This is a genomic window from Actinacidiphila yanglinensis (genome assembly GCF_900107965.1).
GTDB classification, from domain to species: domain Bacteria; phylum Actinomycetota; class Actinomycetes; order Streptomycetales; family Streptomycetaceae; genus Actinacidiphila; species Actinacidiphila yanglinensis.
The window spans coordinates 239,554-263,014 of record NZ_FNVU01000002.1 but is presented as its reverse complement, the minus strand read 5'-3'; the positions used below and the strand labels follow the sequence as shown (position 1 = coordinate 263,014).

General features: G+C 74.4%; 19 protein-coding genes. 6 read left to right on the top strand and 13 right to left on the bottom strand.

Annotation, left to right across the window (positions count from 1 at the left end):
• Nucleotide 1: 1 nt before the first annotated feature.
• Both C4U44_RS05110 and C4U44_RS05105 read right to left on the bottom strand, forming a co-directional pair.
• On the bottom strand, nt 2–1,663 hold the full coding sequence (locus tag C4U44_RS05110; protein WP_103884398.1) for a TerD family protein: 1,662 nt from the start codon (nt 1,661–1,663) through the stop codon (nt 2–4).
• Between the two features lie 206 nt (nt 1,664–1,869).
• A complete protein-coding gene (locus C4U44_RS05105) occupies nt 1,870–2,481 on the bottom strand; it encodes a M48 metallopeptidase family protein (RefSeq protein WP_103884397.1) in 612 nt (203 codons plus the stop codon).
• Between the two features lie 350 nt (nt 2,482–2,831).
• Between C4U44_RS05105 and C4U44_RS05100 the strand changes: the two genes are divergently transcribed.
• The gene (locus C4U44_RS05100; protein ID WP_103884396.1) at nt 2,832–4,175 is read left to right on the top strand and encodes a ThiF family adenylyltransferase; all 1,344 of its coding nucleotides are present in this window, start codon (nt 2,832–2,834) and stop codon (nt 4,173–4,175) included.
• Between the two features lie 209 nt (nt 4,176–4,384).
• Nucleotides 4,385–5,734, top strand: coding sequence for an ABC1 kinase family protein (locus C4U44_RS05095; RefSeq protein ID WP_103884395.1), 1,350 nt, complete (start codon nt 4,385–4,387; stop codon nt 5,732–5,734).
• A 1-nt stretch (nt 5,735) separates the two neighbouring features.
• Here C4U44_RS05095 and C4U44_RS41050 read toward each other — a convergent pair whose 3' ends face one another.
• The 5 genes from C4U44_RS41050 to C4U44_RS05075 all read right to left on the bottom strand — a co-directional run bounded on the left by C4U44_RS41050 (nt 5,736) and on the right by C4U44_RS05075 (nt 9,836).
• The gene (locus tag C4U44_RS41050) at nt 5,736–5,987 is read right to left on the bottom strand and encodes a hypothetical protein (RefSeq protein ID WP_146088197.1); all 252 of its coding nucleotides are present in this window, start codon (nt 5,985–5,987) and stop codon (nt 5,736–5,738) included.
• Between the two features lie 170 nt (nt 5,988–6,157).
• Nucleotides 6,158–6,499, bottom strand: coding sequence for a hypothetical protein (locus tag C4U44_RS05090; RefSeq protein ID WP_235031813.1), 342 nt, complete (start codon nt 6,497–6,499; stop codon nt 6,158–6,160).
• On the bottom strand, nt 6,496–6,867 hold the full coding sequence (locus C4U44_RS05085) for a WhiB family transcriptional regulator (protein WP_407642792.1): 372 nt from the start codon (nt 6,865–6,867) through the stop codon (nt 6,496–6,498). The genes C4U44_RS05090 and C4U44_RS05085 overlap by 4 nt, the downstream gene beginning before the upstream one ends.
• A 201-nt stretch (nt 6,868–7,068) precedes the next feature.
• Nucleotides 7,069–7,452: a hypothetical protein gene (locus C4U44_RS05080; RefSeq protein ID WP_103884392.1), complete on the bottom strand. Its 384-nt coding sequence runs from the start codon at nt 7,450–7,452 to the stop codon at nt 7,069–7,071.
• Nucleotides 7,453–7,589: 137 nt separating this feature from the next.
• The gene (locus C4U44_RS05075; RefSeq protein ID WP_407642783.1) at nt 7,590–9,836 is read right to left on the bottom strand and encodes an ATP-dependent DNA helicase UvrD2; all 2,247 of its coding nucleotides are present in this window, start codon (nt 9,834–9,836) and stop codon (nt 7,590–7,592) included.
• Nucleotides 9,837–10,158: 322 nt separating this feature from the next.
• Here C4U44_RS05075 and C4U44_RS05070 point away from each other — a divergent pair, with 322 nt between their 5' ends.
• The 4 genes from C4U44_RS05070 to C4U44_RS05055 all read left to right on the top strand — a co-directional run bounded on the left by C4U44_RS05070 (nt 10,159) and on the right by C4U44_RS05055 (nt 12,312).
• Complete coding sequence (locus C4U44_RS05070) at nt 10,159–10,413, top strand: mycoredoxin (RefSeq protein WP_103884390.1); 255 nt, start codon at nt 10,159–10,161, stop codon at nt 10,411–10,413.
• Between the two features lie 173 nt (nt 10,414–10,586).
• Complete coding sequence (locus C4U44_RS05065; RefSeq protein WP_103884389.1) at nt 10,587–11,216, top strand: RraA family protein; 630 nt, start codon at nt 10,587–10,589, stop codon at nt 11,214–11,216.
• A gap of 146 nt (nt 11,217–11,362) precedes the next feature.
• Entirely contained in the window at nt 11,363–11,587 is a 225-nt protein-coding gene (locus tag C4U44_RS05060; RefSeq protein ID WP_146088196.1) for a hypothetical protein, read from the top strand.
• Between the two features lie 86 nt (nt 11,588–11,673).
• A complete protein-coding gene (locus tag C4U44_RS05055) occupies nt 11,674–12,312 on the top strand; it encodes a GNAT family N-acetyltransferase (protein WP_103884753.1) in 639 nt (212 codons plus the stop codon).
• Nucleotides 12,313–12,363: 51 nt separating this feature from the next.
• On the opposite strand, the gene nudC is transcribed toward C4U44_RS05055, so the two are convergent.
• The 6 genes from nudC to C4U44_RS05025 form a co-directional block, all read right to left on the bottom strand.
• A complete protein-coding gene (nudC, locus tag C4U44_RS05050) occupies nt 12,364–13,305 on the bottom strand; it encodes an NAD(+) diphosphatase (protein WP_103884387.1) in 942 nt (313 codons plus the stop codon).
• A gap of 74 nt (nt 13,306–13,379) precedes the next feature.
• Nucleotides 13,380–14,837, bottom strand: a complete 1,458-nt coding sequence (locus C4U44_RS05045; protein ID WP_103884386.1) for a M20/M25/M40 family metallo-hydrolase — start codon at nt 14,835–14,837, stop codon at nt 13,380–13,382.
• Nucleotides 14,838–14,842: 5 nt separating this feature from the next.
• Nucleotides 14,843–18,271 carry an ATP-dependent DNA helicase gene (locus C4U44_RS05040; protein WP_103884385.1) on the bottom strand — a complete coding sequence of 1,143 codons (3,429 nt, stop codon included), beginning with the start codon at nt 18,269–18,271 and terminating at the stop codon, nt 14,843–14,845.
• A gap of 71 nt (nt 18,272–18,342) precedes the next feature.
• Nucleotides 18,343–19,122, bottom strand: coding sequence for a hypothetical protein (locus C4U44_RS05035; RefSeq protein ID WP_103884384.1), 780 nt, complete (start codon nt 19,120–19,122; stop codon nt 18,343–18,345).
• Between the two features lie 180 nt (nt 19,123–19,302).
• Nucleotides 19,303–22,725, bottom strand: coding sequence for an ATP-dependent helicase (locus C4U44_RS05030; protein WP_407642782.1), 3,423 nt, complete (start codon nt 22,723–22,725; stop codon nt 19,303–19,305).
• A gap of 226 nt (nt 22,726–22,951) precedes the next feature.
• A complete protein-coding gene (locus tag C4U44_RS05025; protein ID WP_235031812.1) occupies nt 22,952–23,386 on the bottom strand; it encodes an MGMT family protein in 435 nt (144 codons plus the stop codon).
• Nucleotides 23,387–23,461: the final 75 nt, after the last annotated feature.

The window sequence follows — 23,461 nt, the reverse complement described above, 5'->3', positions numbered from 1 at the left end:
GTCACACCTCGTAGGGCTGGACGACGATGAAGTTGCCGGGCGCGCCGCGGAACTGGAGGTTCACGGTCTCGCCGCTGTGGCCGGGGTAGGCGCTCCTGCGCAGTCGCACCTGGCTGGAGACGATCACCTGGGAACTCGCCGACCAGGCGACGATCGCGTTGCTGTCGGCGTAGGTGGTGGGCGTCACCGGGAGGACCACCGGGGTGCCGTGCGTCTTGACGATCACCGTGCCGGTGCCCTGGAACTGCATGGTGAACAGGGCGCCGCCGGGGATGCCATGGCCCTCGATCCGGCGGACCTCGTGCTGGAGCCCCTCGTCGAAGGCGAGCACGTTCTCCGCCGAGACGCAGATGGCGTCGCCCTGCAACTCGACGGGGTGCAGGTAGGAGGCGTTCTCTGCGAAGAAGACCTGGCCGCCGCCCGTGCAGCGCATCAACTGCATCTCCTGGCCGGTCATGTTGCCGACCACCCGGCCGCGGAAGCCCGCGCCCTTGTAGGCGAACTCGACCTTGCCCTGATAGAGCACCATGGCGCCCTGCCGGGCGAGCACGGGCTGGCCGCCGCCCTGGCCGAGGTCGGCGCGCATCATCTTGGCGTTCTGCTGGGTCCAGCGCTGACCGGTGGGCTGCTCGCGGTACTTCTGCATGGAGACGCTGATGCCCGCGGCCAGAGTGGGGGTCTGCGGGACGGCGTACCCGCCCTGACCCATCGGAGGACCGGGCGGCCCGGGCTGGCCGAACTGGCCCGGCTGCCCCGGCTGCTGCGGGAAGGGCGGCGGGGTGGCCTGCCCCGGGAACGGGGGCGGCGGCCCGGGCGGCGGGACCTGCCCGAAGGGAGGGGCCTGCGCCGGCGGCGTCGCCAACGGCCCGACGATGGTGGGCGCCTGGTGGATCGAGTCGTCGGCGGCGCCCGGCAGCGGCGGCGGGGTGGGGGCGGACGGCGGCGCCCCGAACGCGGGGGCCGGCGCCGGGGGCGGCACGGGGGCGGGCGCGGGGGCGGGAGTCGGCGCCGGCAGCGGCGGCGGGGTACCCGCGGCGGGCCCCGGCGGCGGCGCGAAGCCGGGTGCGGCAGCGGCGGGCCCGGCGGGCGGTGCGAACCCCGGGGCGGCCTGCGGCGCTTGAGCGGCGGGCTCCTCCTCGGCGACCTCGCCGCCGAAGTTGCGCAGCAGCGCGTCCAGTCCGCCGTCGAAGCCCTGCCCGACCGCCGCGAACCGCCACACGTCCTTGAGGTAGATGTCGGCGAGCATCACGGCGCGTTCGGTGCTGAACTCCGCGCCGGTGAAGGCGTACCGCGCGACCTCCTCGCCGCCCGCGACCAGCCGGATGTAGCCGGGCGACACCTGCGACATCTGCCCGTTGCCGTCGATGGTGGCGGTGAAGGACAGCCTGTGCACGGCGGCCGGGATCCGGTCCAGCGTGACGCGGAAGGACTCGGTGTCGCCGGCCTGCGCGCCGAGCAGCTGGATCGACTCCTCGGGGGACTTCGGCTGGTTGAAGAACACGAAGTACCGGTCGTCCGACAGCTGTTCCTGGGCGTCGAGGCCGAAGCAGCTGATGTCGAACGTGAGGCCGGGAGCGCTGATCTGCACGCCGACATAGAGATCCGTCCCGGCGGTCAGATCACTGATCTTGGCCTTGTGGCCACGTTGGAACTCCCTGGCCATTGCGCGACCGTCCCCCATCCGCTTGTCGTCCCGCTCCGCCACGGCGCTTGGTTCGCGTCGTCCGCGCGTGTCGTTCTCGTGCGTTGCGTCAGGCTAACCGCTCGCATCGGAACCGGCCATCACGGCTCCGTACCGGGCATGTAGCAGGGCTGTGCCACCGGTGCGGCCACGGCGGGGAGTTGCGGGGACGGCGCGCGGCCGCGCGGTCAGTCCTCGCGCGGGGCAGGCGCGTTGGGCAGGCGGTCCGCGGCGACCACGCCCTCCAGGAAGCCGCGGGCCCGCTCGGTGCGCGGGTAGCTCTCCAGGAGCTTCCAGAACTGCGGACCGTGGCCCGGCACCAGCAGGTGCGCGAGCTCGTGCAGCAGCACGTAGTCGATGACGTACTCGGGCATGCCCTGGAGGCGGTGGGAGAGGCGGATGCTGCTTTCGGCGGGGGTGCACGACCCCCATCGGGAGTTCTGGTTCGTCACCCAGCGCACGGTGTCGGGCACGGCCCGCGCGTGCAGGTACTGCTCGGAGAGGCGCTCGGCACGGGCGGCCAGCTCGTCGTCGCCGGGCATCCGGCGGCTCTCCTGGGCGGCGAGCTTCTCCAGCATCACCGTCACCCAGCGCTGTTCCTCCGCGGCGGACATCCGGGCCGGCAGCAGAACGATCGTGCGATCGCCGTCTCGATAGGCGGACACCGTACGGCGCCGCCGGGCGCTGCGACGCACCTCGACGGAGCCTTTCACGATCGGCCCGCCTGGCCTGCTCGGCTCGCCCGCCCCGATGCCGCGGGCGGGCTGGTCTGCGATGTCATGGGCAGGATCGGCGGACACGTCTCGACGTTACCCGTTGTCCGCGGGGGAAGTCCCGCCCCCAGGCCGGTTGCCGCAGGAATCACCTCGGTTCATACGCATATTGAACGACTATCCCTCACAACCTGTGGATAACTTCGGCGCTGGTGATTTTTTCGGGCATGGTGGAGATGTCGGTCACGGAGAGTGTCCGGACGGACTGGTTGAGGTGAGCACGGAGCGTCCCCCGAGGGGAGCCTTCGGCGCGGCCCGGGACCAGGATCCGCCGCGGCACTCGGCCGGGAGTGGGCGACATGTGCGGGCGGGCTGTGGAGCGGGCGCGATGGCGGGCCCGGGTGCGCCTCGCGGAGGAGGGCGGAGTCGTGCGGTTGATGCTGAAGAGCGCGCTGCGGCAGAGCTGGCGGGACCGGGAGTGCGTGCAGTTCGGGGTGGACCCGGAGCGGGCGGTGGTACTGGAGCCGGTGGACGGCCCGTCGGCCGGGTTCCTGTCCCTGCTGGACGGCACGCGGAGCGCCGACGCGCTGACCCGCGAGGCGGGCGCGCTGGGGCTGGAGCCCGACCGGGTCCGGCGGCTGCTGGTGCTGCTCGCGGAAGGCGGCGTGCTCGACGACGCGAGCGCGCACGCGGATCTGTCCGGCGCCCTGCGGCACCGCACGGACATGCTGGACCGGTTGCGTCCCGACCTCGCGGCATTGTCGGTGCTGCACCCGGGACCGGGCGAGGGCGCGCTGCGGATACGGCACCGGCGCAGGTCGCGGGTGCGGGTGCTGGGGGCGGGCCGGGTGGGCGCGGCGGTGGCGTCCCTGCTGTCGGCGGCCGGAGTGGGGGCGGTGGACGTGGTCGACGTGGGACGGGTCGAGCCGTGGGACGTCGGCCCGGCGGGCTTCCCGGCCGAGCAGGTGGGCGAGCGGCGGGATGCCGCGGGGCGGGGTGCGGTCCGCCGGGCCGCACCCGGGGCGGCGCGGCACGGACGGGCCGGACCGGCGGCCCCAGCCGGTGCCGCCGACGCGCCCGGCCGGACGGTCACGGTGGTCGCGCCCCGGGACGGTCTGCTGGCCTACGCGCCGGATGTCGCGCAGTCGCGCCGGCTGGTCGCTTCGGGCGTGCCCCACCTCTACACAGGAGTACTGGAGGGCAGCGGCATCATCGGACCGCTGGTGCTGCCCGGGCGGACCGGCTGCGGGGAGTGCCAGGGGCTGGCACTGGCCGACCGCGATCCGGCCTGGCCGCGGATGCTGGCGCAGCTGCGCTCGGGTCACCCCGTCGCGGTGCCGGCCTGCGACATCGCCCTGGCCACGGCGGTGGCGGGGCTGGCGGCGGCGCATGTGCTGGCCCACCTCGACGGGCGGGTCCCGCCCAGCGCCGGCGCCCGGGTGGAGCTGTCCCTCGGCCGGTTGTCCACCCGGGTCCGGGCACTGCCGGCGGACGGGCGCTGCGGGTGCGGTGCGGCGGCGCGGGCACGGAGCGAGGAAGCGCCCGGGCGGAGCGAGGCGCCCGCGGCGGGTGAGGGCACCGTGACCGGGGCAGCCGGAGCCGACGCGGCGAGCTCGACCGGCGCTGCGGGCTCGACGGTCGGTGCGGGCACCGCAGCCACGGTGCCCGCACCCGCCGCCGGGTTTGGCGCGGGGGCCACCGTGAGTACCGCCGCCGGGACACCGAGAGGAGTGTGGACGGGGTCGGGCGTCAGGCCTCGTCTCGCACACATCGGGGGGTAAGGGCCGCAGTGGGCGCCGGCTCGCGGCGGGCCGGGCGGGCGGACAGGCCCGGGGCGGCGCCGTGCGGGCGGGCCCGAAAGGAGGGTCCGGAGGCGGCGCGAGGGCTTCCCCGGACCGCCCGTCGCAGGCAGTAGGTCCTGATCGGCTCGGTCGGGCGGCGGCCCGGCGGGGCACAATGGCCATGTGACCGACGGGAAATGAGGGGGCGCATGTCTGATCTTCCGCGCAAGGCGGTGACTCGCACCGCGAAGCTGGCCGCGCTTCCTCTGGGCTTCGCCGGGCGGGCGACGCTCGGGCTGGGCAAGAGGTTGGGCGGCCGACCGGCTGACGAGGTCGCGAGCGAGTTGCAGGAGCGCACCGCCGAACAGCTCTTCAAGGTGCTCGGCGAGCTGAAGGGCGGCGCGATGAAGTTCGGGCAGGCCCTCTCGGTCTTCGAATCGGCGCTGCCGGAGGACATCGCCGGGCCGTACCGGGCGGCGCTCACCAAGCTCCAGGAGGCCGCCCCGCCGATGCCGGCCCGCACCGTGCACCGGGTGCTGGCCGAGCAGCTCGGCAAGGACTGGCGCGCGATGTTCGACACGTTCGAGGACACCCCGGCCGCGGCCGCGTCGATCGGGCAGGTGCACCGGGCGGTGTGGAGCGACGGCCGCCAGGTCGCGGTGAAGGTCCAGTACCCGGGGGCCGGGGACGCGCTGCTGTCCGACCTGTCGCAACTCGGCCGGGTGGCACGGCTGTTCGGCCCGCTGGTGCCGGGGATGGACGTGAAGCCGCTGCTGGCGGAATTGCGAGCCAGGGTGGCGGAGGAGCTGGACTACGCGCTGGAGGCCCGGTCCCAGCACGCGCACGCGGTGGAGTTCGCCGGCGACCCCGACGTCGAGGTGCCGGATGTCGTCCACCAGGCGGACCAGGTGCTGGTCACCGAGTGGATGGACGGGGTGCCGCTCTCCGAGGTGATCTCGGGCGGAAGCCAGGAGATGCGGGACCGGGCCGGGCAGTTGCTGGCGCACTTCCTGTTCGCCGGACCGGCCAGGACCGGGCTGCTGCACGCCGACCCGCACCCGGGCAACTTCCGGCTGCTCACCGACGACGGCCCGGCCGAGGGCTGGCGGCTGGGCGTGCTGGACTTCGGCACCGTCGACCGGTTGCCGGAGGGGCTGCCGCTGCCGATCGGCACCGCGCTGCGCCTGGCACTGGCCGACGAGGCGGACGAGGTCTACCGGATGCTGCGGGCGGAGGGCTTCGTCAAGCCGACGATCAACCTGGACGCGGAAGCCGTCCTCGACTACCTGCGGCCGATCATCGAGCCGGCCGGGCGCGAGGAGTTCGGGTTCGACCGGGCGTGGATGCGGGCGCAGGCGGCCAGGATCGCCGATCCGCGTTCGCCCGCGCACCAGTTGGGCAAGCAGTTGAACCTGCCCCCGTCGTACCTGCTGATCCACCGGGTGACGTTGAGCACGGTCGGGGTGCTGTGCCAGCTCGGCGCCCGAGTGCGGCTGCGCGCGGAGTTGCGGGAATGGCTGCCGGGATTCGATCCGGAGGGGACCGAGGCGTCGGCGTGAGCTACCACCAGGCGGAGTCGAGGCGGCCCTCGATGCTGCGCAGGTGCTTGCGGGCGCAGGCGTCGCAGAAGTGCACACGGCGACCGTTCTCGACCGAGCAGATCCAGGTCAGCGGCAGGCCCTCGGCCGTCGCGCCGCAGCGACCGCACGCCGCGCGGGAGAGCGGGGACGGCATGGCGGTCGTCGCGGGCGGCGTGGTCGTCGTGCGGGACGGCGTACCCGTCGTCGTGGTCTGAGGGGGGTTCTGATCCACCGGGCGACGATACCTCCGCGCCCGCCGGTCCCGTCGCGCCAACGCACCGCGGGACCGGTCCTGGTGGGACCGGTCCCGCGGGATCGTACGTGGTCAGCGTCGCTTCGCGATTGCCTGGACGCGATTACTGCATCACGGCTACCGCGCGAGTGCGGTCGCGTGCGCGTCGGCTACTGCATGACCGCCATGGCCAGTGCACGGCGGGCGCGCAGCGAGGCGCGCTCGGCACGGCGCTGGAGCCGGCGGGCGGCGAGCAGACGTTGCGACCTTCGTTCGTGTTCGGCCTCGCGCAGTCGCTGTTGCATATGGGCACGAGCCAGAGCTTCTGGCATGAGTTGCATTTCGAGGTTCCTGTTCTGGTTCGACGCGAACGCGTCGGAAGTACGTGCGGGCTGATCGGTGCGGAAAGTGGTCATCGGGGCCTGATTCTTGGAGTCGTGGTGCTTCGGGTCGTGCGTCAGCGGTCGGTCGATGGTGCCGGGCCGGTTGCGGAGCATGCCGCGGGTGCTCATGCCGCGACAGCGTTCTTGCGCGGACGGCCACGCGGCCGCTTGCGGGGCACGACCACGCCCTGGATGAACAGCTCGCCGCCCCAGACACCCCAGGGCTCGCGGCGGTCCTTGGCACCGGCGAGGCAGGCCTCGCGGACCGGACAGGTCTGGCAGAGGGACTTGGCGTACTCGACGTCGGCCGGGGACTCCGCGAAGAAGACCTCGGGGTCGTAGGTCCGGCACGGGACGGGCACGCCGAGTCGCTCGATCTCGTCGTCGAGCTCGGTGAGGGGCAGCAAGGTGTTCTCCGGAGGGTCTGCGCTGGGAGCTCCCCCGGCGGGGCCGAGGGGAGGGTGGTCAGTGAGGTCGCCGGTGGGCGTCCCGGTCAGGTCGGGGTGAAGTCCGGACGTGGCGTGCGGGGCGGAATGCACGGTGTCGTTCCTCGTCTGTCGGTCCGGCCGGTGGGCCGGTCTTCGGTTGTGTCTGTCATGTCTGTCGGGAAGACAGCGATCTCCGGTGGGAGAAAACAGAAGGGCCGCGGTTCCCGGTGTGGGATTCCGCGGCCCTGAAGGTGCCGACCTGACTCGCTGTCAGGTTGGATCGCTCCAGGGTTCAGGCCCGCGGTAGGCCCACATACCGTGCTGCGTCTTCTTCTGCTGCTGTCCGATCCCCAGTCCGGAGGCCTTGGCGCCATTGATGCCATGGGCGCCGCCTTCGGCAGTCGTCGCGCCCTTGGCGCCGGCGCCGGCAGCCGCAGAGGTAAAGGCATAGGCAGTCGCCTGTGCCTTCGCCGCCGCTACCGCAGGCGCCCCGGTCGGTCGCTCACTCCGCTCGCGCACCGGGAGAACCGGCAGCAGAGCAGAGGCGAGGGACAGGCCGGCGCCACGCAGCGAGACAAGGGAGACGTCGAGCGAGCAGGCGGCGGCCGCGACCGGACGATCGGTCACTTTGGTGATGGTGATGTTGCTGCTCACTGTGCTCGCCTCCTCTCGGCGTCTCGTAAGGGCAGTGGACCGGACTTGCCTAGTACATCACAGTCTTGGCGGCTCTTGGAAGACCCGCTCTCGACCGTGCTCCCGCAGGCTATGAGGATTCCCGCGGGATGCGCAAACTATTTTTCGGCTTCTTCCGAAGAAGATTCCGCGGCCTCCTCCGGGCCACCCGGAACGGCCTCTTCCACTCCTTCATCCGGAGCGTCGTATTCCTCCCCGGGCTCCACCCCGGAACACAGTGCCAGCACGTCGGCGCCGAACTTGTCGAGCTTGCGGGCGCCCACGCCGGGGATGGCGGCGAGCCCCTGTTCGTCCGACGGCCGGACCTCGGCGATGGCCAGCAGCGTCTTGTCGGTGAAGACGCAGTACGCGGGCTGGCCGAGGGCCTTGGCCTGCTCCATCCGCCAGCCGCGCAGCCGGTCGTATAGCGCCTCGTCGAGGTCGGAGGGGCAGTCCTCGCACCGCATCAGCTTGATCTCGCCGGCCTCCGACAGGGTCCGGCCGCACACCCGGCAGAGCACCGGGCCGCGCCGCTTGCTGCGCCCGCCCGAGCCGCGCTCGACGCCGCCCTGGCCGCCCGCTCCGCGCCGGGCACCGCGCGGCGCCGAACCCGGCCGCAGCCCGTCCATGAAGCGGGACGGGCGCCGCCCGCCGCGGCCGCCCGGCGAGCGCGACAGCGCCCACGACAGCGACAGGTGCAGCCGGGCCCGGGTGACCCCGACATACAGCAGCCGGCGCTCCTCCTCGACCTGCTCGTCGGTCTTGGCGTGGGTGATCGGCAGGGTGCCCTCGGTCAGGCCGACCAGGAACACCGCATCCCACTCCAGCCCCTTCGCGGCATGCAGCGAGGCGAGGGTGACGCCCTCCACCGTCGGGGCGTGCTGCGCGTTGGCCCGCTCGTCGAGCTCGGTGACGAAGTCGGACAGCTCCGCGCCGGGCCGGGCCGCGGTGAAGTCCTCCGACAGCCGCACCAGCGCCGCCAGCGACTCCCAGCGGTCGCGTACCGCGCCCGATCCCGCGGGCGGCTCCGACGCCCAGCCGCGCGAGCTGAGCACCGCGCGCACCTGCTGCGGGATCGTCTCCCGCTCCTCCCCCGGGTCGGCGGCTGCGCGGGCCGCCCCGCGCAGCAGCATGCCCGCCTCGCGCACCTCGGGCCGCTCGAAGAACCGCTCGGCGCCGCGCAGCTGGTAGGGCACCCCGGCGTCGGCGAGCGCCTGTTCGTACACCTCCGACTGGGCGTTGATCCGGTAGAGCACCGCGATCTCGCTGGGGCGCACCCCGGAGTCGATCAGGTCCCTGATCCGGCGGGCGGCTCCCTCGGCCTCGGCGGGCTCGTCCGGGTACTCGGTGTAGGCGGGGTCGGGGCCGGACTCGCGCTGCGAGACCAGCTCCAGCCGGTGGGCGGCGGCGTGTCCGCGGGCCTGGCTGAGCAGGCCGTTGGCCAGGCCGACGACCTGGGGGGTGGAGCGGTAGTCGCGCACCAGCTTGACCACGGTGGCGTCCGGGTGGCGGGTGCGGAAGCCGAGCAGGAAGTCCGGGGTCGCGCCGGTGAACGAGTAGATCGTCTGCGAGGCGTCGCCGACCACGCACAGGTTCCCCCGGCCGCCGAGCCACAGCTCCAGCAGGCGCTGCTGGAGCGGGCTGACGTCCTGGTACTCGTCCACCACGAAGTGCTGGTACTGCGAGCGGACGGTGTCCGCCACGTCCGGGCGGTCCTGGAGGACGCCGACGGTCAGCAGCAGCACGTCCTCGAAGTCGATCAGTCCGCGGTCGCGCTTGAGCTGCTCGTACGTCGCGTAGATCCGCGCCACCTCGGCCGGGTCGCGCGGCACGTCGCGCGAGGTCTTGGCGGCCACGGCGGGGTAGTCCTCCGGCACCGTCTGGGTGACCTTGCACCACTCGATCTCGCCGGTCACGTCGCGCAGCTCGCTGCGGTCCAGCCGGATCCGGGAGCGTGCGCCCGCCTCCGCGACGAGCTGGACCTTGCGCTCAAGGATGCGCGGCATCTCGCCGCCGATGGCGCGTGGCCAGAAGTACTGCAACTGCCGCAGCGCGGCGGCGTGGAACGTCCGTGCCTGCACCCCGCCCGCGCCGAGCTGCCGCAGCCGCCCGCGCATCTCCCCCGCGGCCCGAGCGGTGAACGTCACGGCGAGCACGGTCGAGGGCTGCAGGACGCCCGCCCGCACGCCGTACGCGATCCGGTGGGTGATCGCCCGGGTCTTGCCGGTGCCGGCGCCGGCCAGCACGCACACCGGACCGTGCAGCGCCGTGGCGACGGCGCGCTGCTCGGGGTCGAGTCCGTCGAGCACCGCGTCCGCGGAGTCGGGCATCGCGGGGAAGAGCGAGTCGTGGGTTGTCGCAGTCACCCCGCCACTGTGCCAGGTTCCGGCGACACCCCGGCGGGGTTGTCCACAGGCTTCACCGGGCTTCACCGTCCGTCCGCGTCCCTCGGGCCCCCGCTCCTCCCCGTCCCCCTGCGTCCGTCGGTCCCTGGCGCCCTCCCGTCCCTCCGGGTCCGTTCGCGCCGGAGCGGGCCCGTACGCTCGTGTCCCGGCTGGGCGGCACCACGGCCGGGGCACGAGTGGAATGTGCGCGGGCCACCGGGGCGTTCCACGGAATGAAGTCGCCTCGTCCGGTGTTCCCGGACGCAGGAAGCCGAGCACTCTTGGACGAGGAGCGGATCACGACATGTCGGGCACCGTGACGATGTACAGCACCACCTGGTGCGGCTACTGCCGCCGGCTCAAGAGCCAGCTCGACCGGGAGGGCATCGCGTACACCGAGATCAACATCGAGCAGGACCCGGAGTCCGCGAAGTTCGTGGAGCAGGCCAACGGCGGCAACCAGACGGTGCCGACCGTGCTCGTGGTGGCGCCCAGCGGCAAGCAGTCCACGATGACCAACCCCAGCCTCGCCCAGGTCTCCCAGGCGCTCAGCGCCTGACCTGCCGCCGCCACCGTTCGCGTACGTCCCCGGGCCGCATTCGGCACCGGGGACGCCGCGATCCCGGCGGCGTCGCGATCCGAGCGACGTCGAGCCACGCTCCTCGGCGGCGCCCCGCAGGCACCGCCGAGGGCTCCCGAGGCGCTGCCTGACCCGGTGCTACGGTCCTGGGCATGGATGACGCCGCCGGCTTCCGGGACATACCGCCGACCACCCTCGCCGACTTCCTCGGACGCGCGCAGGTCATGGACATCGGCATCCGGCCGCTGTGGCCGGACATGCCCCAGGTCGCCGGTCCGGCCTTCACCGTGCGCTGCCCCGCCGGCGACAACCTGATGCTGCACGCGGCCATCCACCGCGCCCCGGCCGGCTCCGTGATCGTCGTCGAGGCGGGCGACGTGGACTACGCGGTCGCCGGCGGCAACGTCTGCGCGGTCGCCCAGCGCAACGGGATCGCCGCCTTCGTGATCGACGGCGTGATCCGCGACCTCGCCGAGATCCGCGCCTCCCGCTTCCCCGTCTTCGCGCGCGGAGTGATCCCCATCCCCGGCGGCAAGTCGGTCGTCGAGCCGCTCAACGCCCGCGTGACCTGCGGCGGCGTCCAGGTGGACGCCGGTGACATCGTCGTGGCCGACGAGGAGGGCATCGTGGTCGCGCCCCGCGCCCGCGGCCCCCAGCTGCTCCTCGACGCCCGCGCGAAGCTCGCGAAGGAGTCCGCCGAGACTCTCGACGCGTGGGAGGCGGCCCACCGCGCCCGTATCGACCGGATCCTCCACGCGCAGGGGTACCAGGACCCGCAGTAGGAGCATCGGAAGTCCGCCCGCGCCTTCCGGCCCGGCTGGCCCGTCAGCCTCAAATCTCCCTCAACTCCCCCTCGCGGCAGTGGCGTTGCTCACTACCGTCCATGGCGGACACAGTCGGAGTGCATCACCCGCCGCGGAGCCCCCTCATGGACGAGCCAAGCGCATTTCCCCCGGAAGTCGGACAGGTGGCGCGTGACACCCAGGTGCAGCGTCTCGGTCTGGTGCTGGGCGTCGCGTGCGGGCGGGTGCGGTTGAGGGCGCTGGCGACCGGACGGGTGTGGGAGGCGCCGCTGCCCGCGGTGCGGCGGATCACGCCCCGCGAGGAGCTGGCCGCGCGGATGGCGGCGGCGAACGCCCGCTCGCTGGGCTGAGCACCGCGCCGGGGGCCGGGACGAGGGGATGAGCGACGAGGGGATGAGCGGGGACGAGCCGGGGGTCAGGCCCTAGGGTGGTCCGGGTGACCGAGAATTCCGTGGAACTGCGCGCCGCCCGCGAGGAGGACCTGCCCGTACTCGAGCAGTGCACGCAGAGCCCCGAGAGCACCGGGCCGTTCCAGTGGTTCGGATGGCAGGATCCCGCCAAGTGGCGCCGCCGGTTCGCGGAGAACGGGCTCCTCGGCGAGGACGGGGGCCAGTTGATGGTGGTCTCCGGGGAGACAGCGCTCGGTTTCGTCTCGTGGCGGAGGGTGGTGGTGATGCCCCACTCGTCCTACTGGAACATCGGTATCCAGCTGCTGCCGCAGGCGCGCGGGCGAGGAGTCGGCACCCGGGCCCAGGAACTGCTCGTGCGCTACCTGTTCGCGCACACCCCGGCCGTCAGGATCGAGGCGGACACCGACCTGGAGAACGCCGCCGAGCAGCGCGCCCTGGAGAAGGCGGGATTCACCCGCGAGGGAGTGCTGCGCAGCGTGGTGTTCCGCGACGGGCGCTGGCGCGACGGGGTGGTCTACGGCGTGCTGCGCGACGAGATCGACGCCGGTCCGGTGGCCGTCCTGCCGACCTCCGGCCGGGACTCCGCGCCGACCCCGTCGCCCGAAGCCCCCCGCACGCCGAACCTGACCCCGGTCCCGCCCACGCCGCCGACCCAACTGCCCTGAGCCGGCTGCGCGGCGGAACCACCGGCTCCGCCGCGCGACCGGCTTCCGCCGCTACGTCGCCGGCGTGCCCCCCTGCCGCGGCAGCGGCTTGCCGTACCACAGCTCGATCAGCCGGGCCGCGATCGAGATGCCGTAGGGCGGCAGCACCTCGCCGGACTCGAAGGCGGCGCGCAGGTCGTCGCGGGAGAACCAGCGGGCCTCGTGGATCTCCTCGCCGTCGACGTGGATGTCGGCCGAGGTGGCCTGGGCCATGAAGCCGAGCATGAGGCTGGAGGGGAACGGCCAGGGCTGGCTGGCCACGTAGGAGACTGCGCCGACGGTGACCCCGGCCTCCTCGAACACCTCGCGGCGCACCGACTGCTCGATGGACTCGCCCGGCTCGACGAAGCCCGCGAGGGTGGAGAAGCGGCCCTCGGGCCAGTGCACCTGGCGGCCGAGCAGGGCGCGGTCCTCGTCGTCGGTGACCAGCATGATCACGGCCGGGTCGGTGCGCGGGTAGTGCTCGGCCCCGCAGGCGGGGCAGCGGCGGATATGGCCCGCGGCGGCGATGACGGTGCGTTCGCCGCAGCGGGAGCAGAAGCGGTGCATGCGCTGCCAGTTCTCCAGCGCGACGGCGTGCACCATCAGCCCGGCCTCGAGCGGCGAGAGCAGCCCGCCGACCTCGCGCAGTCCGGCCGGGCGGGCCGGTTCGTCCATCCGGCCGGGCAGGGAGTCCTTCTGGAGCGCGAAGTAGCGCACGCCCTCGTCGTCGATCCCCAGGAAGTAGCGGTGCTGCTCGGTCTCGGGGGCGTCGAAGGCCGGGGTCATGACGAGTTCGACCCCGTCCGGGGTGTCCTCGACCAGCACCTGGCCCCCGGAGACGACGAAGACGCGGGTGGTGGGGTGGCTCCAGGCAGCCGCGAGCCACGCCTCGTCCAGGCGGTGGTGGGCCGCGCGGTCCACTCCGGCATAGGTCAGGCTCAGCGGCTTCGATGTCGCGTCGAGTTCGGTCAAGGCGTCTTCCCAACTCCCCTTTGCGGTGCGTGTGGTGCGGGCGGCATGAGCCGTACGCCGAGGGTCTGCGGTGCTCACCGTCGGCTCGGCCAGGGTTCGGCCGCCCAGTCGGCGGCGAGTTCCGTCCACAGGTGCGCCGCGGTCTCGACACCCTTGAGGAGCAGATCGAGATCCACTTTCTCGTCCACCGAATGCCAACCGTCGGACGGCACGGAAATTCCCAGGAACAGGACGGGAACGCCCAGGACGTCCTGGAGGTCGGCGGCCGGTCCCGAGCCGCCTTCCCGGGTGTACCTGATCTCCTGGTCGAAGGCCCGGCCCATCGCGCGGACCAGCGAGCGCAGCGCCGGGTGGTCCAGCGGCGTCAGGCACGGGCGGGTGCCGTCGCCCCAGAAGCGGATCTCGTGCCGGATGCCGTCGGGCAGCCGGGCGGCCACCCAGTCGGTGACGAGCTGCCGCACCCGGGCGGTGTCCTGGCCCGCCACCAGCCGGAAGGAGAACTTGATCTGCGCGCTGGACGGCACGATGGTCTTGCCGCCCGGCCCGCCGTAGCCGGCGTGGATGCCGTTGATCTCGGCGGTCGGCCGGGCCCAGATCCGCTCCAGCGTGCTGTGGCCGCGCTCGCCGAGCGCGGCGTGCGACCGTGCGGTGCGCAGCCATCCCGCCTCGTCGAACGGCAGCTCCGCCAGCAGTGCGCGCTCCCGCTCGGTCAGTTCCACCACGCCGTCGTAGAACCCGGGTATCGCCACCCGGCGGTCCTCGTCGTGGAGCGCGGCGACCAGCCGGGCGGCCTCGGTGGCCGGGTTCGGCACCGCGCCGCCGAACGATCCCGAGTGGATGTCCTGGTCCGGCCCGAACAGGTCGATCTGGCCGTCGACCAGCCCGCGCATGCCGGTGCACACGGTCGGGGTGTCCTCGGCCCACATGCCGGTGTCGGAGACGATCACGGTGTCGCAGCCGAGCCGGTCGGCGTGCTTCCTGATCAGGGCCAGGAAGTGCGGCGAACCGGACTCCTCCTCGCCCTCGACCAGGAGCTTCACGTTCACGGCGGGGGCGGTGCGGCCGGTCGCCGACAGGTGCGCGCGCAGCCCCAGGGTGTGCAGGAAGACCTGGCCCTTGTCGTCGGCGGCGCCGCGCGCCCGCAGCCGCCCCTCCTGCTCCACCGGCTCGAACGGGTCGGTCGCCCAGCCGTCCTCCCGGGCGGCGGGCTGCACGTCGTGGTGCCCGTAGACCAGCACCGTCGGGGCGTCCGCCTCCCCGCTCGGCCACTCCGCGAACACCGCGGGGCCGCCCTCGGTCTCCCAGACCTCCGCCACCGGGAAGCCGGTGTCGGTCAGCGCCGCCGCGAGCCACTCGGCGCTGCGGCGGACGTCGGGGGCATGGTCCGGGTCGGCGGAGACGGACGGGATGCGGAGCCAGTCCTTGAGCGCGGCGAGGAAGCCGTCCGCGTGCTCGGCGATGTACGGGCCGGGGTCGGCGGACTGCGGGCGGACGGGCTGCGGGTGGACGGCGTTGTCCGGGGTCGTGCGCATGGCTTTCAGCGTACCGGCCGCGCCGGCGGGTCGGAGCTGAGCAGCCGTTCCAGCGCCTCCCGGTCCGGCAGGTCCGCGGGCCGCACCAGCGTGCCGCTCCGGATGTGCAGGAAGGCCGCTCGCACCCGTTCGACGGGGACGCCCTGCTGCTCGGCCCAGGCCAGCCGGTAGATCGCGAGCTGGAGCGGGTCGGCGGCGTCCGGCCGGTGACCCGTCTTCCAGTCCACGATCTCGTACGCGTCCGGGTCGGCGGCCTGGGTGCCGGCGGGGTCGGCGGGCGGCCGCTGCTCCCGGTACACGGCGTCTATCCGGCCGCGGATCAGCCGCCCGGCGAGGGTGAGCGTGAAGGGCGCCTCGACGCGGTAGGGGACGCGGTCGGCGTACGGGCTGCGCAGGAAGGCGTCCTTGAGGGCGGCGAGGTCCTGCTCGTCGGCGATGTCGTCGCCGGGCTCGATGCCCGGAAGGTCCTCGGGCGCGAAGAGCGGGCGGGCGTCGAAGCGGGACTCCACCCAGGCGTGGAAGCGGGTGCCGCGGCGGGCGGCGGGGGCCGGCGGTCGCGGCAGCGGGCGGGCCAGGTCGCGGGCGAGGCCGTCGGGGTCGGCCGCCAGCCGGATGAGCTGGGTGGCCGTGAGAGTACGCGGGAGGGGCACGTCGTGGAGCGTGGCGCGAGCGCGGCGCAGTTCGCCGGTGAGGGCGGTGAGGTCGCGGTCCCAGGCGGCGACGAGGCGGGAGTCGTCGGGGTCGAGGCGGGGATCGGCGGGGCCGGGACCCTCGGGCCCGTCGGGCTCCGCCTTCCCGGGCTCGGCCGGATCGGGCGCGTCCTGCTCCCGGGTGGATTGCGGGGGCAGGGCGGGCCGGGGGGAAGGCGGGCGGGTCGGGTGCGGGAGGAGGGGGGCCTCGGAGGCGTCCGCGCGGGCGGCGTCGATCTGCGCGAGGACCGTCGTCGCGGCGTGCCGGCGCCGGCGCAGGGCGGTCGGGTCGAGGGGCAGCGGCCAGGGGGGTTCGGTGGCGGAGGCGAGGGACGGGTTGTCGGCGTCCTCGGCCGGGGGTTCGGCCCAGACCTCGATCTCGCCGTGGCCCGCCTCGCAGTGCGCGCGCAGGGCGTCGAGGAACGCCGACGGCCCGAACGGCCGGGACTGCGTCGGCCCCCACCAGTGCCCGGACCCGAGCAGGAGGGAGCGCGGCCGGGTGAAGGTGACGTAGCCGAGCCGCAGCTCCTCGATGCGCTGGTGCTCCTTCATCGCGTCGCGGAAGCCGTCGAGCCCGGCGCGGGTCCACGTCTCCACCTCCGGGAGGGTCTCGGCGTCACCGCGCAGGCCGTGCGGCAGCACCTTGGCGTTGAGCGGCCACAGCTCGCGGCCGCGCTCGCTGGGGAAGCCCTTGGCGACCAGCCCGGGCACCACGACGACGTCCCACTCCAGACCCTTGGCCTTGTGCGCGGTGAGCACCTTCACCGTGTCCTCGCCGCCGGGCAGCGAACTGTCCAGCCCCTTCTCGTACTCCGCCGCGGTGTGCAGGAACCCGAGGAACGCCAGCAGGGTCGCCTCCCCGTCCAGCGCGGCGAAGGACGCCGCCACGTCGAGGAAGGCGTGCAGCGTCTCCTGGCGGCGGGCGGCCAGGGCGTGCGGGGACGCGGCCAGTTCGACTTCGAGGCCGGTGACGGCGAGCACCCGGTGCAGCACGTCCATCAGCGGGTCGGCCAGCGACCGGCGCAGCTCCCGTATCTCGGCGGCCATCCGCGCGAACCGCACCCGCGCCTCGGCGGAGAACGGCAGTTCGTCGCCCGGCTCCGCGTCCAGGAACGTCTCGAGGGCGTCGGTCAGCGACAGCACTTCGGCCGGGTCGACGCCCTCCACGGCCGCCGCGAGCCGGTCCGTGTCCTCGCTGTCCTCGCCGCCCGCCCCGGGGCCGTGCCGCACCAGCTGCCGAGCGCGCCGGCCGAGCAGTGCCAGGTCACGCGGGCCGATCCGCCAGCGCGGGCCGGTCAGCAGCCGTACCAGGGCCGCGTTCGCGGTCGGGTCGTGCAGCACCTCGCAGGTGGCGACGAGGTCGGCGACCTCGGGCAGGTGCAGCAGCCCGGACAGCCCGACCACCTCGACCGGCACGTCCCGGGCCACCAGTGCCGCGTGGATGCCCGCGAAGTGGGTCGCGGTGCGGCACAGCACCGCGATCTCGCCGGGCGGGGTGCCGGTGCGCACCAGGTGGGCGACGGAGTCGGCGAGCCAGTCGGTCTCCTCCTGCTGGGTGGGCAGCAGCGCGCAGCGCACGACGCCGTCGCGCTCGGCGCCGGGGGCCGGACGCAGCGCCTCGACCCCTTCGTGCCGGGCGCGCAGCTCGACCGCGAGGGTGTTGGCGAGGTCGAGCAGCCGCCCGCCCGAACGGCGGTTCTCGCTCAGCGAGTAGCGGTCGGCAGGCCGCCCGTCGGCGTGCGGGAAGTGCCGCGGGAAGTCGTCGAGGTTCGCCACCGAGGCGCCGCGCCAGCCGTAGATCGCCTGACAGGGGTCGCCGACCGCGGTCACCGCGTGCCCGGAGCCGCCGCCGAACAGCCCGGCCAGCAGCAGCCGTTGCGCCACCGAAGTGTCCTGGTACTCGTCCAGCAGCACCACCCGGTACTGGTCGCGCAGGATCGCGCCGACCTCCGGGCGGCCCTGCGCCAGCTCGGCGGACAGGGCGATCTGGTCGCCGAAGTCCAGCAGGTCGCGGCCCGCCTTCTCCTGCCGGTAGGCAGCGGCGAGTTCGGCGAGGTCGCGGCGGGCGGCGGTGGTCTGCGCCACGTCCTTCACCCAGGCGTAGCCGCGCTTGCCGGGATCGAGCTCCGCGAGCCGGGCGGCGAGCCGGCCGTCGTGGGCCCGCAGCCGCTCGGCGGCCACCAGGTGCTCCGAGAGCTCCCCGGACAGCGCGAGCAGGTCGCCGACGAGCGTGGGCAGCCCCTTGGTCAGCGCCGGGTACGGGCCGGGCGCGGCCCGCAGCACCTTCGCCGCCAGCTGGAACCGGGTCGCGTCGGCCAGCAGCCGCGCGCTCGGCTCCAGGCCGATCCGCATGCCGTGGTCCTTCAGCAACTGCCCGGCGAACGCGTGGTACGTCGAGATCTGCGGGTCGCCCGGCATCCGGTCCGGGTCCTGGCCGGGGTGCGGGGGGCCGTCCGCCTCGCCCGGGGTGATGCCCGCGCGGGCCAGCGCCCTCCGTACCCGCTCGGACAGCTCCGCGGCGGCCTTGTTGGTGAAGGTCAGGCCCAGCACCTGGTCCGGCGCCACCTGCCCGGTGCCGACCAGCCACACCACGCGTGCGGCCATCACCGTGGTCTTCCCCGAGCCCGCCCCGGCCACGATCACCGCGGGAGCCGGCGGCGCGGTGATGCAGGCCATCTGCTCGGCGGTGAAGGGGATACCCAGCAGCTCCTTGAGCTGCTCGGGACGGTTGACACGGTTTGCCACCAGGTGAGGCTATCCGGCCGGGCCGACACGCATCACCGGGCCGCGGGTCGGGGACGACACCGGCGGTGGGGTCAGACCGACAAGCTCGGCAGGTCCCCGCCGACCGAACGCGGGTCGACGGTGTCGCGGGCCGGGGGCGCGGATATCTCGGGCGCCTTGTCGAAGTCGGTGAAGCGGATGGTGCCCAGGTTTTCGCTCTCCACTCCGAGGATGTACGGGGTGCCCTCGGCAGCGACGTAGAGCACGCTCGGGCCGTCGCCCTCGTCGTCGTCCTGCTCCCTGAGCGGGACCACCGGCTGACCGTAGTGCGTGGTCGGGGCACCCTTGGTGATCGGCGAGTCGTCGTCCGAGGCGAGCAGGTCGTGCAGATTGCAGAACTGGTCGAACTGGTCGGACTCGTCGGCGGGCACCTCGACCCACTTGCCGCCGAAGGCCTGGGCAAGTTCGTCGCCGTGGCTGCCGCCGACGTCCTCCCAGTACGCGGCGTCGCCCTTGAAGTAGTACTTCTCGTCGACACCGATGACCTGCGTCGGGCTCTCGCCGTCGGTCTCGACGGAGGCCGCGCACTTGCCGCTGGCGGTGATCGCGGCGGTGAGGTGCGCCTTGCCGCCGCCGTCGTCGGTGCCGCGGATGTCGACCGTCAGGGAGGAAGCGGTGTTCGTCGCCGCTTCCGCGTCCGACAGGATCTGGTCGGCGCTCTCCCCCGCGAACGGCCCGGTCTGCTCGAGCGTGCCGGCCGGCGCCACGATCGGGTCGCCGGCCGAGTCGTCGTCCCCGCCGCACCCGGTGAGCACGGCCGCGGCCGCCGCGACCGCGATCAGCGCCGCCGAAATCCTGCGTGTGGCCGCCATGGCCGCCCCCTCGAATCCCCCCGGGGGCGCACGCTGCCAGCGACACGAACCCAGTCTCCCCTTGGTCTGTACACACCATAGCGCCGGGCTGCGACCGTCTGCTTTCGGTTATCCACAGGCCGTCACGCGGATCCCGGCCGCCTCCCCCGGACCGCCGCGCCCGCTCCACGACCGCCGCGCTCACTCGACGACCTGCCGCCCCTCCGGCCGGGCGGTGCACGCGGAGCGGAAGGCGCAGTGCGCGCAGTGGTGGCCGGCCGCCGGCGTGAAGCGCTCGTCCAGCACCCGTCCGGCCGCTTCCGCGAGCAGGTCCTGCGCCCACTCCCCCTCCACCGGCTCCTGCCGCTGGATCGCCGGGAACGCGTCGCCGCCCTCCTTGCGGGTGGCGCCGAGCCGGAGCTGGACGAGTTCGGCGCCACCGGGAGCGGGACGGACCCCGCCGAAGAGCGGGTCGACCGCGCCCTCGCGGACGGCGAGCTGGTAGACCGCGAGTTGGGGGTGCCGGGCCACCTCCTTCGCGGTGGGCTTGGCCCGGCCGGTCTTGAAGTCCACGACGTACGCCTGTCCTTCGGCGTCGGTCTCCACCCGGTCCATGCTGCCGCGGATGCGCACCTGCGCGTCGCCGGCCTCCAAAGTCACGTCGAAGGCGTGCTCCCCCGCGACCGGCTTGCGGCCGCGCTCCATGACGTGCCAGTGCAGGAAGCGCTCCAGGGCGGCGCGGGCATTCTCCTTCTCCTGGCGGGACTTCCAGGGCGCGTCGAAGGCCAGCGCGTCCCACACCGAGTCCAGCCGGGCCATCAGCACGTCGAGGTCGGCGGGGGCGCGGCCCGAGGCCACCTCGTCGGCGAGGACGTGCACCACGTTGCCGAAGCCCTGCGCGGCCGTCGACGGGGGGTCGGCCTTGACCTCTCGGCCCAGGAACCACTGCAGCGCGCAGGTGTTGGCGAGCTGGTCGAGGGCGCTGCCGGACAGCACGACCGGCTGGTCCCGGTCGCGGACCGGCGCGGCCGAGCGGGTCGGCTCGTACAGGCCCCACCAGCGGTCGGGGTGCGCGGTGGGGACCAGCGCGTGGCCCTCGTCGGTGAGCGCGGCCATCCGGGCCAGCCGGTGGGCGGCGGCGTCCCGCAGTGCGGGGGACGCGGCGGGGTCCACGGTGGTCGCCCGCAGTTCCGCGACGAGGGCGGCGACCGCGAGCGGGCGGCGGGTGCGGTGGCCGGCGTGCACGGGCTCCACCCCGAGCTCGGCGAGGAAGCGGGAGGGCTGGTCGCCGTCGTCCGCCGCGGACCGCACCGCGGTCACCAGCAGCCGGTCCCGGGCACGGGTCACCGCGACGTAGAACAGCCGGCGCTCCTCAGCGAGCAGCGCGCCCGGGGTCAGCGGCGGCGCGAGCCCGTCGCGGCCGATCCGGTCCGCCTCCAGCAGCGAGCCCCGGCGGCGCAGGTCCGGCCACACGCCCTCCTGCACCCCGGGGACGACGACGAGCGGCCACTCCAGGCCCTTCGCCCGGTGCGCGGTCATCAGGCGTACGGCGTCGGGCGCTATGCCGCGCCCGCCGAGCGTGTCGGCCACGATGTCGAACGACGACAGTTCGTCGATCAGGTTCAGCGCCCCGCGGCCGCCGGTACGCTCCTCCGCCCGGGCGACCGTCTCGAACAGCGCGCACACCGCGTCCAGGTCGCGATCGGCGTTGCGCCCGGCCGGACCGCCGCGCAGCGCGGCCCGCTCCAGCCGTCCCGGCCAGGGCGAGCCGTTCCACAGCGCCCACAGCGCGTCCTCGACGGTGCCACCGGCCGCCAGCCCGGCCCGGGCGGCGGCGAGCAGCGCGCCCACCCGCTGGGCGCCCCGGGCGTACGCCGGGTCGTGCGCCGCCAGCCGCTCCGGCCGCGCGACCGCGTCCGCGATCAGTGCGTCCGAGGGGCGCGGCACCGCCTGGCCGGCCGTGCGTTCCTCCTCGCGCAGCGCCCGCCCCAACTTGCGCAGGTCCGCCGAGTCCATGCCGCCCAGCGGCGAGGTGAGCAGCGTCAGCGCGTCCTCGACGGTGAGGGCGAGCGCGGTCGGGCCGTCATCCTCGTGGGGCGGGTCCTGCTCGCCCGGGGGCTCCTCCTCAGCCGAGGGGCCCGGCTCGCCCGAGGAGCCCTTCGCGCCCGGTGCGGCCGGCTCCTCCACGGCCTGCTCCTCCGCGGGATCCTCGCCGGTGCTGACGCCGCCGCTCCCCTCGCCCGAACCCGCCGGGGCCTCCCGCGCCTCCTCCCGCGCCCCCGCGGGTACCGCCGTCTCCGCCTCCGCCGCGACGCGCAACGCGAGCAGCAGCGGTGCCACCGCCGGGTCGGCGTGCAGGGGGGTCGCGGACGGGGCGAGGTCGACCGGCACGCCGGCGGAGGTGAGAGCGCGGCGCAGGCCCGGCAGCGCGGAGGTGGTGCGGGTGAGCACCGCCATGTCGGACCAGGGGACGCCGTCCTCCAGGTGGGCGCGGCGCAACGCGTCGGCGACGGCGTCCAGTTCGGCGCCCGGGGTCGGATGGGTGCGCACCGCGAGGGCGCCGCCGGGGCGCTGCGCGGCGGGCGCGCGGTGCGCGCGGGCCGCGGCGGCGGGCAGGCGGGGCAGCGCCATCCGCCCGGCGAGCTGCCCGGCGGCGGTGAGCAGCGCGGCGCCGGCCCGGCGGTTCCCGGTGAGCACGCGGACCGGGGCCGGGCGGCCGGCCCGGTCGGGGAAGGCCGTGGAGAAGTCGAGGATGCCGTTCACGTCGGCGCCCCGGAAGGCGTAGATCGACTGGTCGGGGTCACCGAAGGCGACGAGGGTGCGGCCCTGCCCGGCGATCGCGCGCAGCAGCCGGACCTGCGCGGCGTCGGTGTCCTGGTACTCGTCGACGAAGACCGCGTCGTACCGCCCGGCCAGTTCGGTGTGCACCTCGGGCCGGTGCACCAGGCGGACCGCGCGGTGCACGAGCTCGGTGTAGTCGATGACGCCCTGGAGGTCCGCGACGTCGAGGTACTCCTGGAGGAAGGCGGCGGCGGCGAGCCAGTCGGGGCGTCCGATGCGCCGGGCGAAGTCGGCGAGCGCCCGCGGGGCGAGGCCGAGTTCGCGGGTGCGGGCGAGGACGGCGCGCACCTCGTCGGCGAAGCCGCGGGTGGTGAGCGCGGCCCGCAGGTCGTCGGGCCAGCGCACCTTGGCGCGGCCCTCGCGGGCGAGCCGGGCCTGCCCGGCGAGCAGCTCGCGGACCATCAGGTCCTGCTCGGGCCCGGACATCAGCCGCACGGGTTCGGCGAACGTGTCGGGGTCCTGGTGCGCGCGCAGCAGCGCGTAGCAGAAGGAATGGAAGGTGGTGGCGGACGGCGCGGCGGTGGCGCTGCCGGTGGCCTCCTGCGCGCGGGCCGCCATCCGGTCGCGCAGCTCGACGGCGGCGGCGCGGCCGTAGGTCAGCACGAGCACGCGGTCGGCGGGGGTGCCGGCCCGTACCCGCGCGAGCACCGCCTCGACCAGGGTGGTGGTCTTCCCGGTGCCGGGGCCGGCCAGCACCAGAAGTGGTCCTTGCCCGTGCTCAACCACAGCGCGCTGGGACGCGTCCAGCACTGGAGGCGCGGCGGACACCGCGGGCGTCCGCACCAGCCGGTAGCCTCCGACGCCCGGGCGGGTCGCGCGCGCGTCGCCGGCCGGGGCGCCGCGCCCGGCGGCGGCGGAGGCGCTGCCGGCGGAAACGCCAGGGAGAGGGGAAGAGGGGTTCACGTGGTTCGCCGGTTTCGTGGTGGTCAGGGAATGTACTCCGTACGGGCAGGTCGTGGCACACATTGCCCCCGTATGGCGGAAGCTGGATGACATGACCCTCCGGCCGTCATCCGCCGCCCGCGCCGCCCTCCGGCCCGGGCTCGCCCCCGGTCCCGCCGCCGGGCGCGGACCCGGGGTGGTCCGGCGTGCCGTCCCAGCGGGCCCGGCGCATGTCCAGGCGCGGTACGTGCCCCTCCGCGGCCGGTCCGGCCGAGCGCAGCGGGGTGCCCTCCGCGCGGTACTCGGCGAGGGCGCTCAGCTCGTGCCCGGGCAGCAGCACCCCGTCGGAGCGCACCACGCGCCACCACGGGGCCATCGCGCCGTACTCCGCCATCACCCGGCCGACCTGGCGCGGGCCGCCCTCCCCCACCCACTCCGCCACGTCGCCGTACGTCATGACCCGGCCGGGCGGGATGAGATCCACCGCGTCCAGCACCTTCTCGGCGTACGGACCCAGCTCGTCCGTCCCGGCCGCACCACTTGCCTCGCTCACCCGGCCCATCCTGCCGCACACCTCCGACACCGGGGGGTTCCGGCTCCGCACACACTCGGCGCATGCCACCATCGTCCGGGCGGT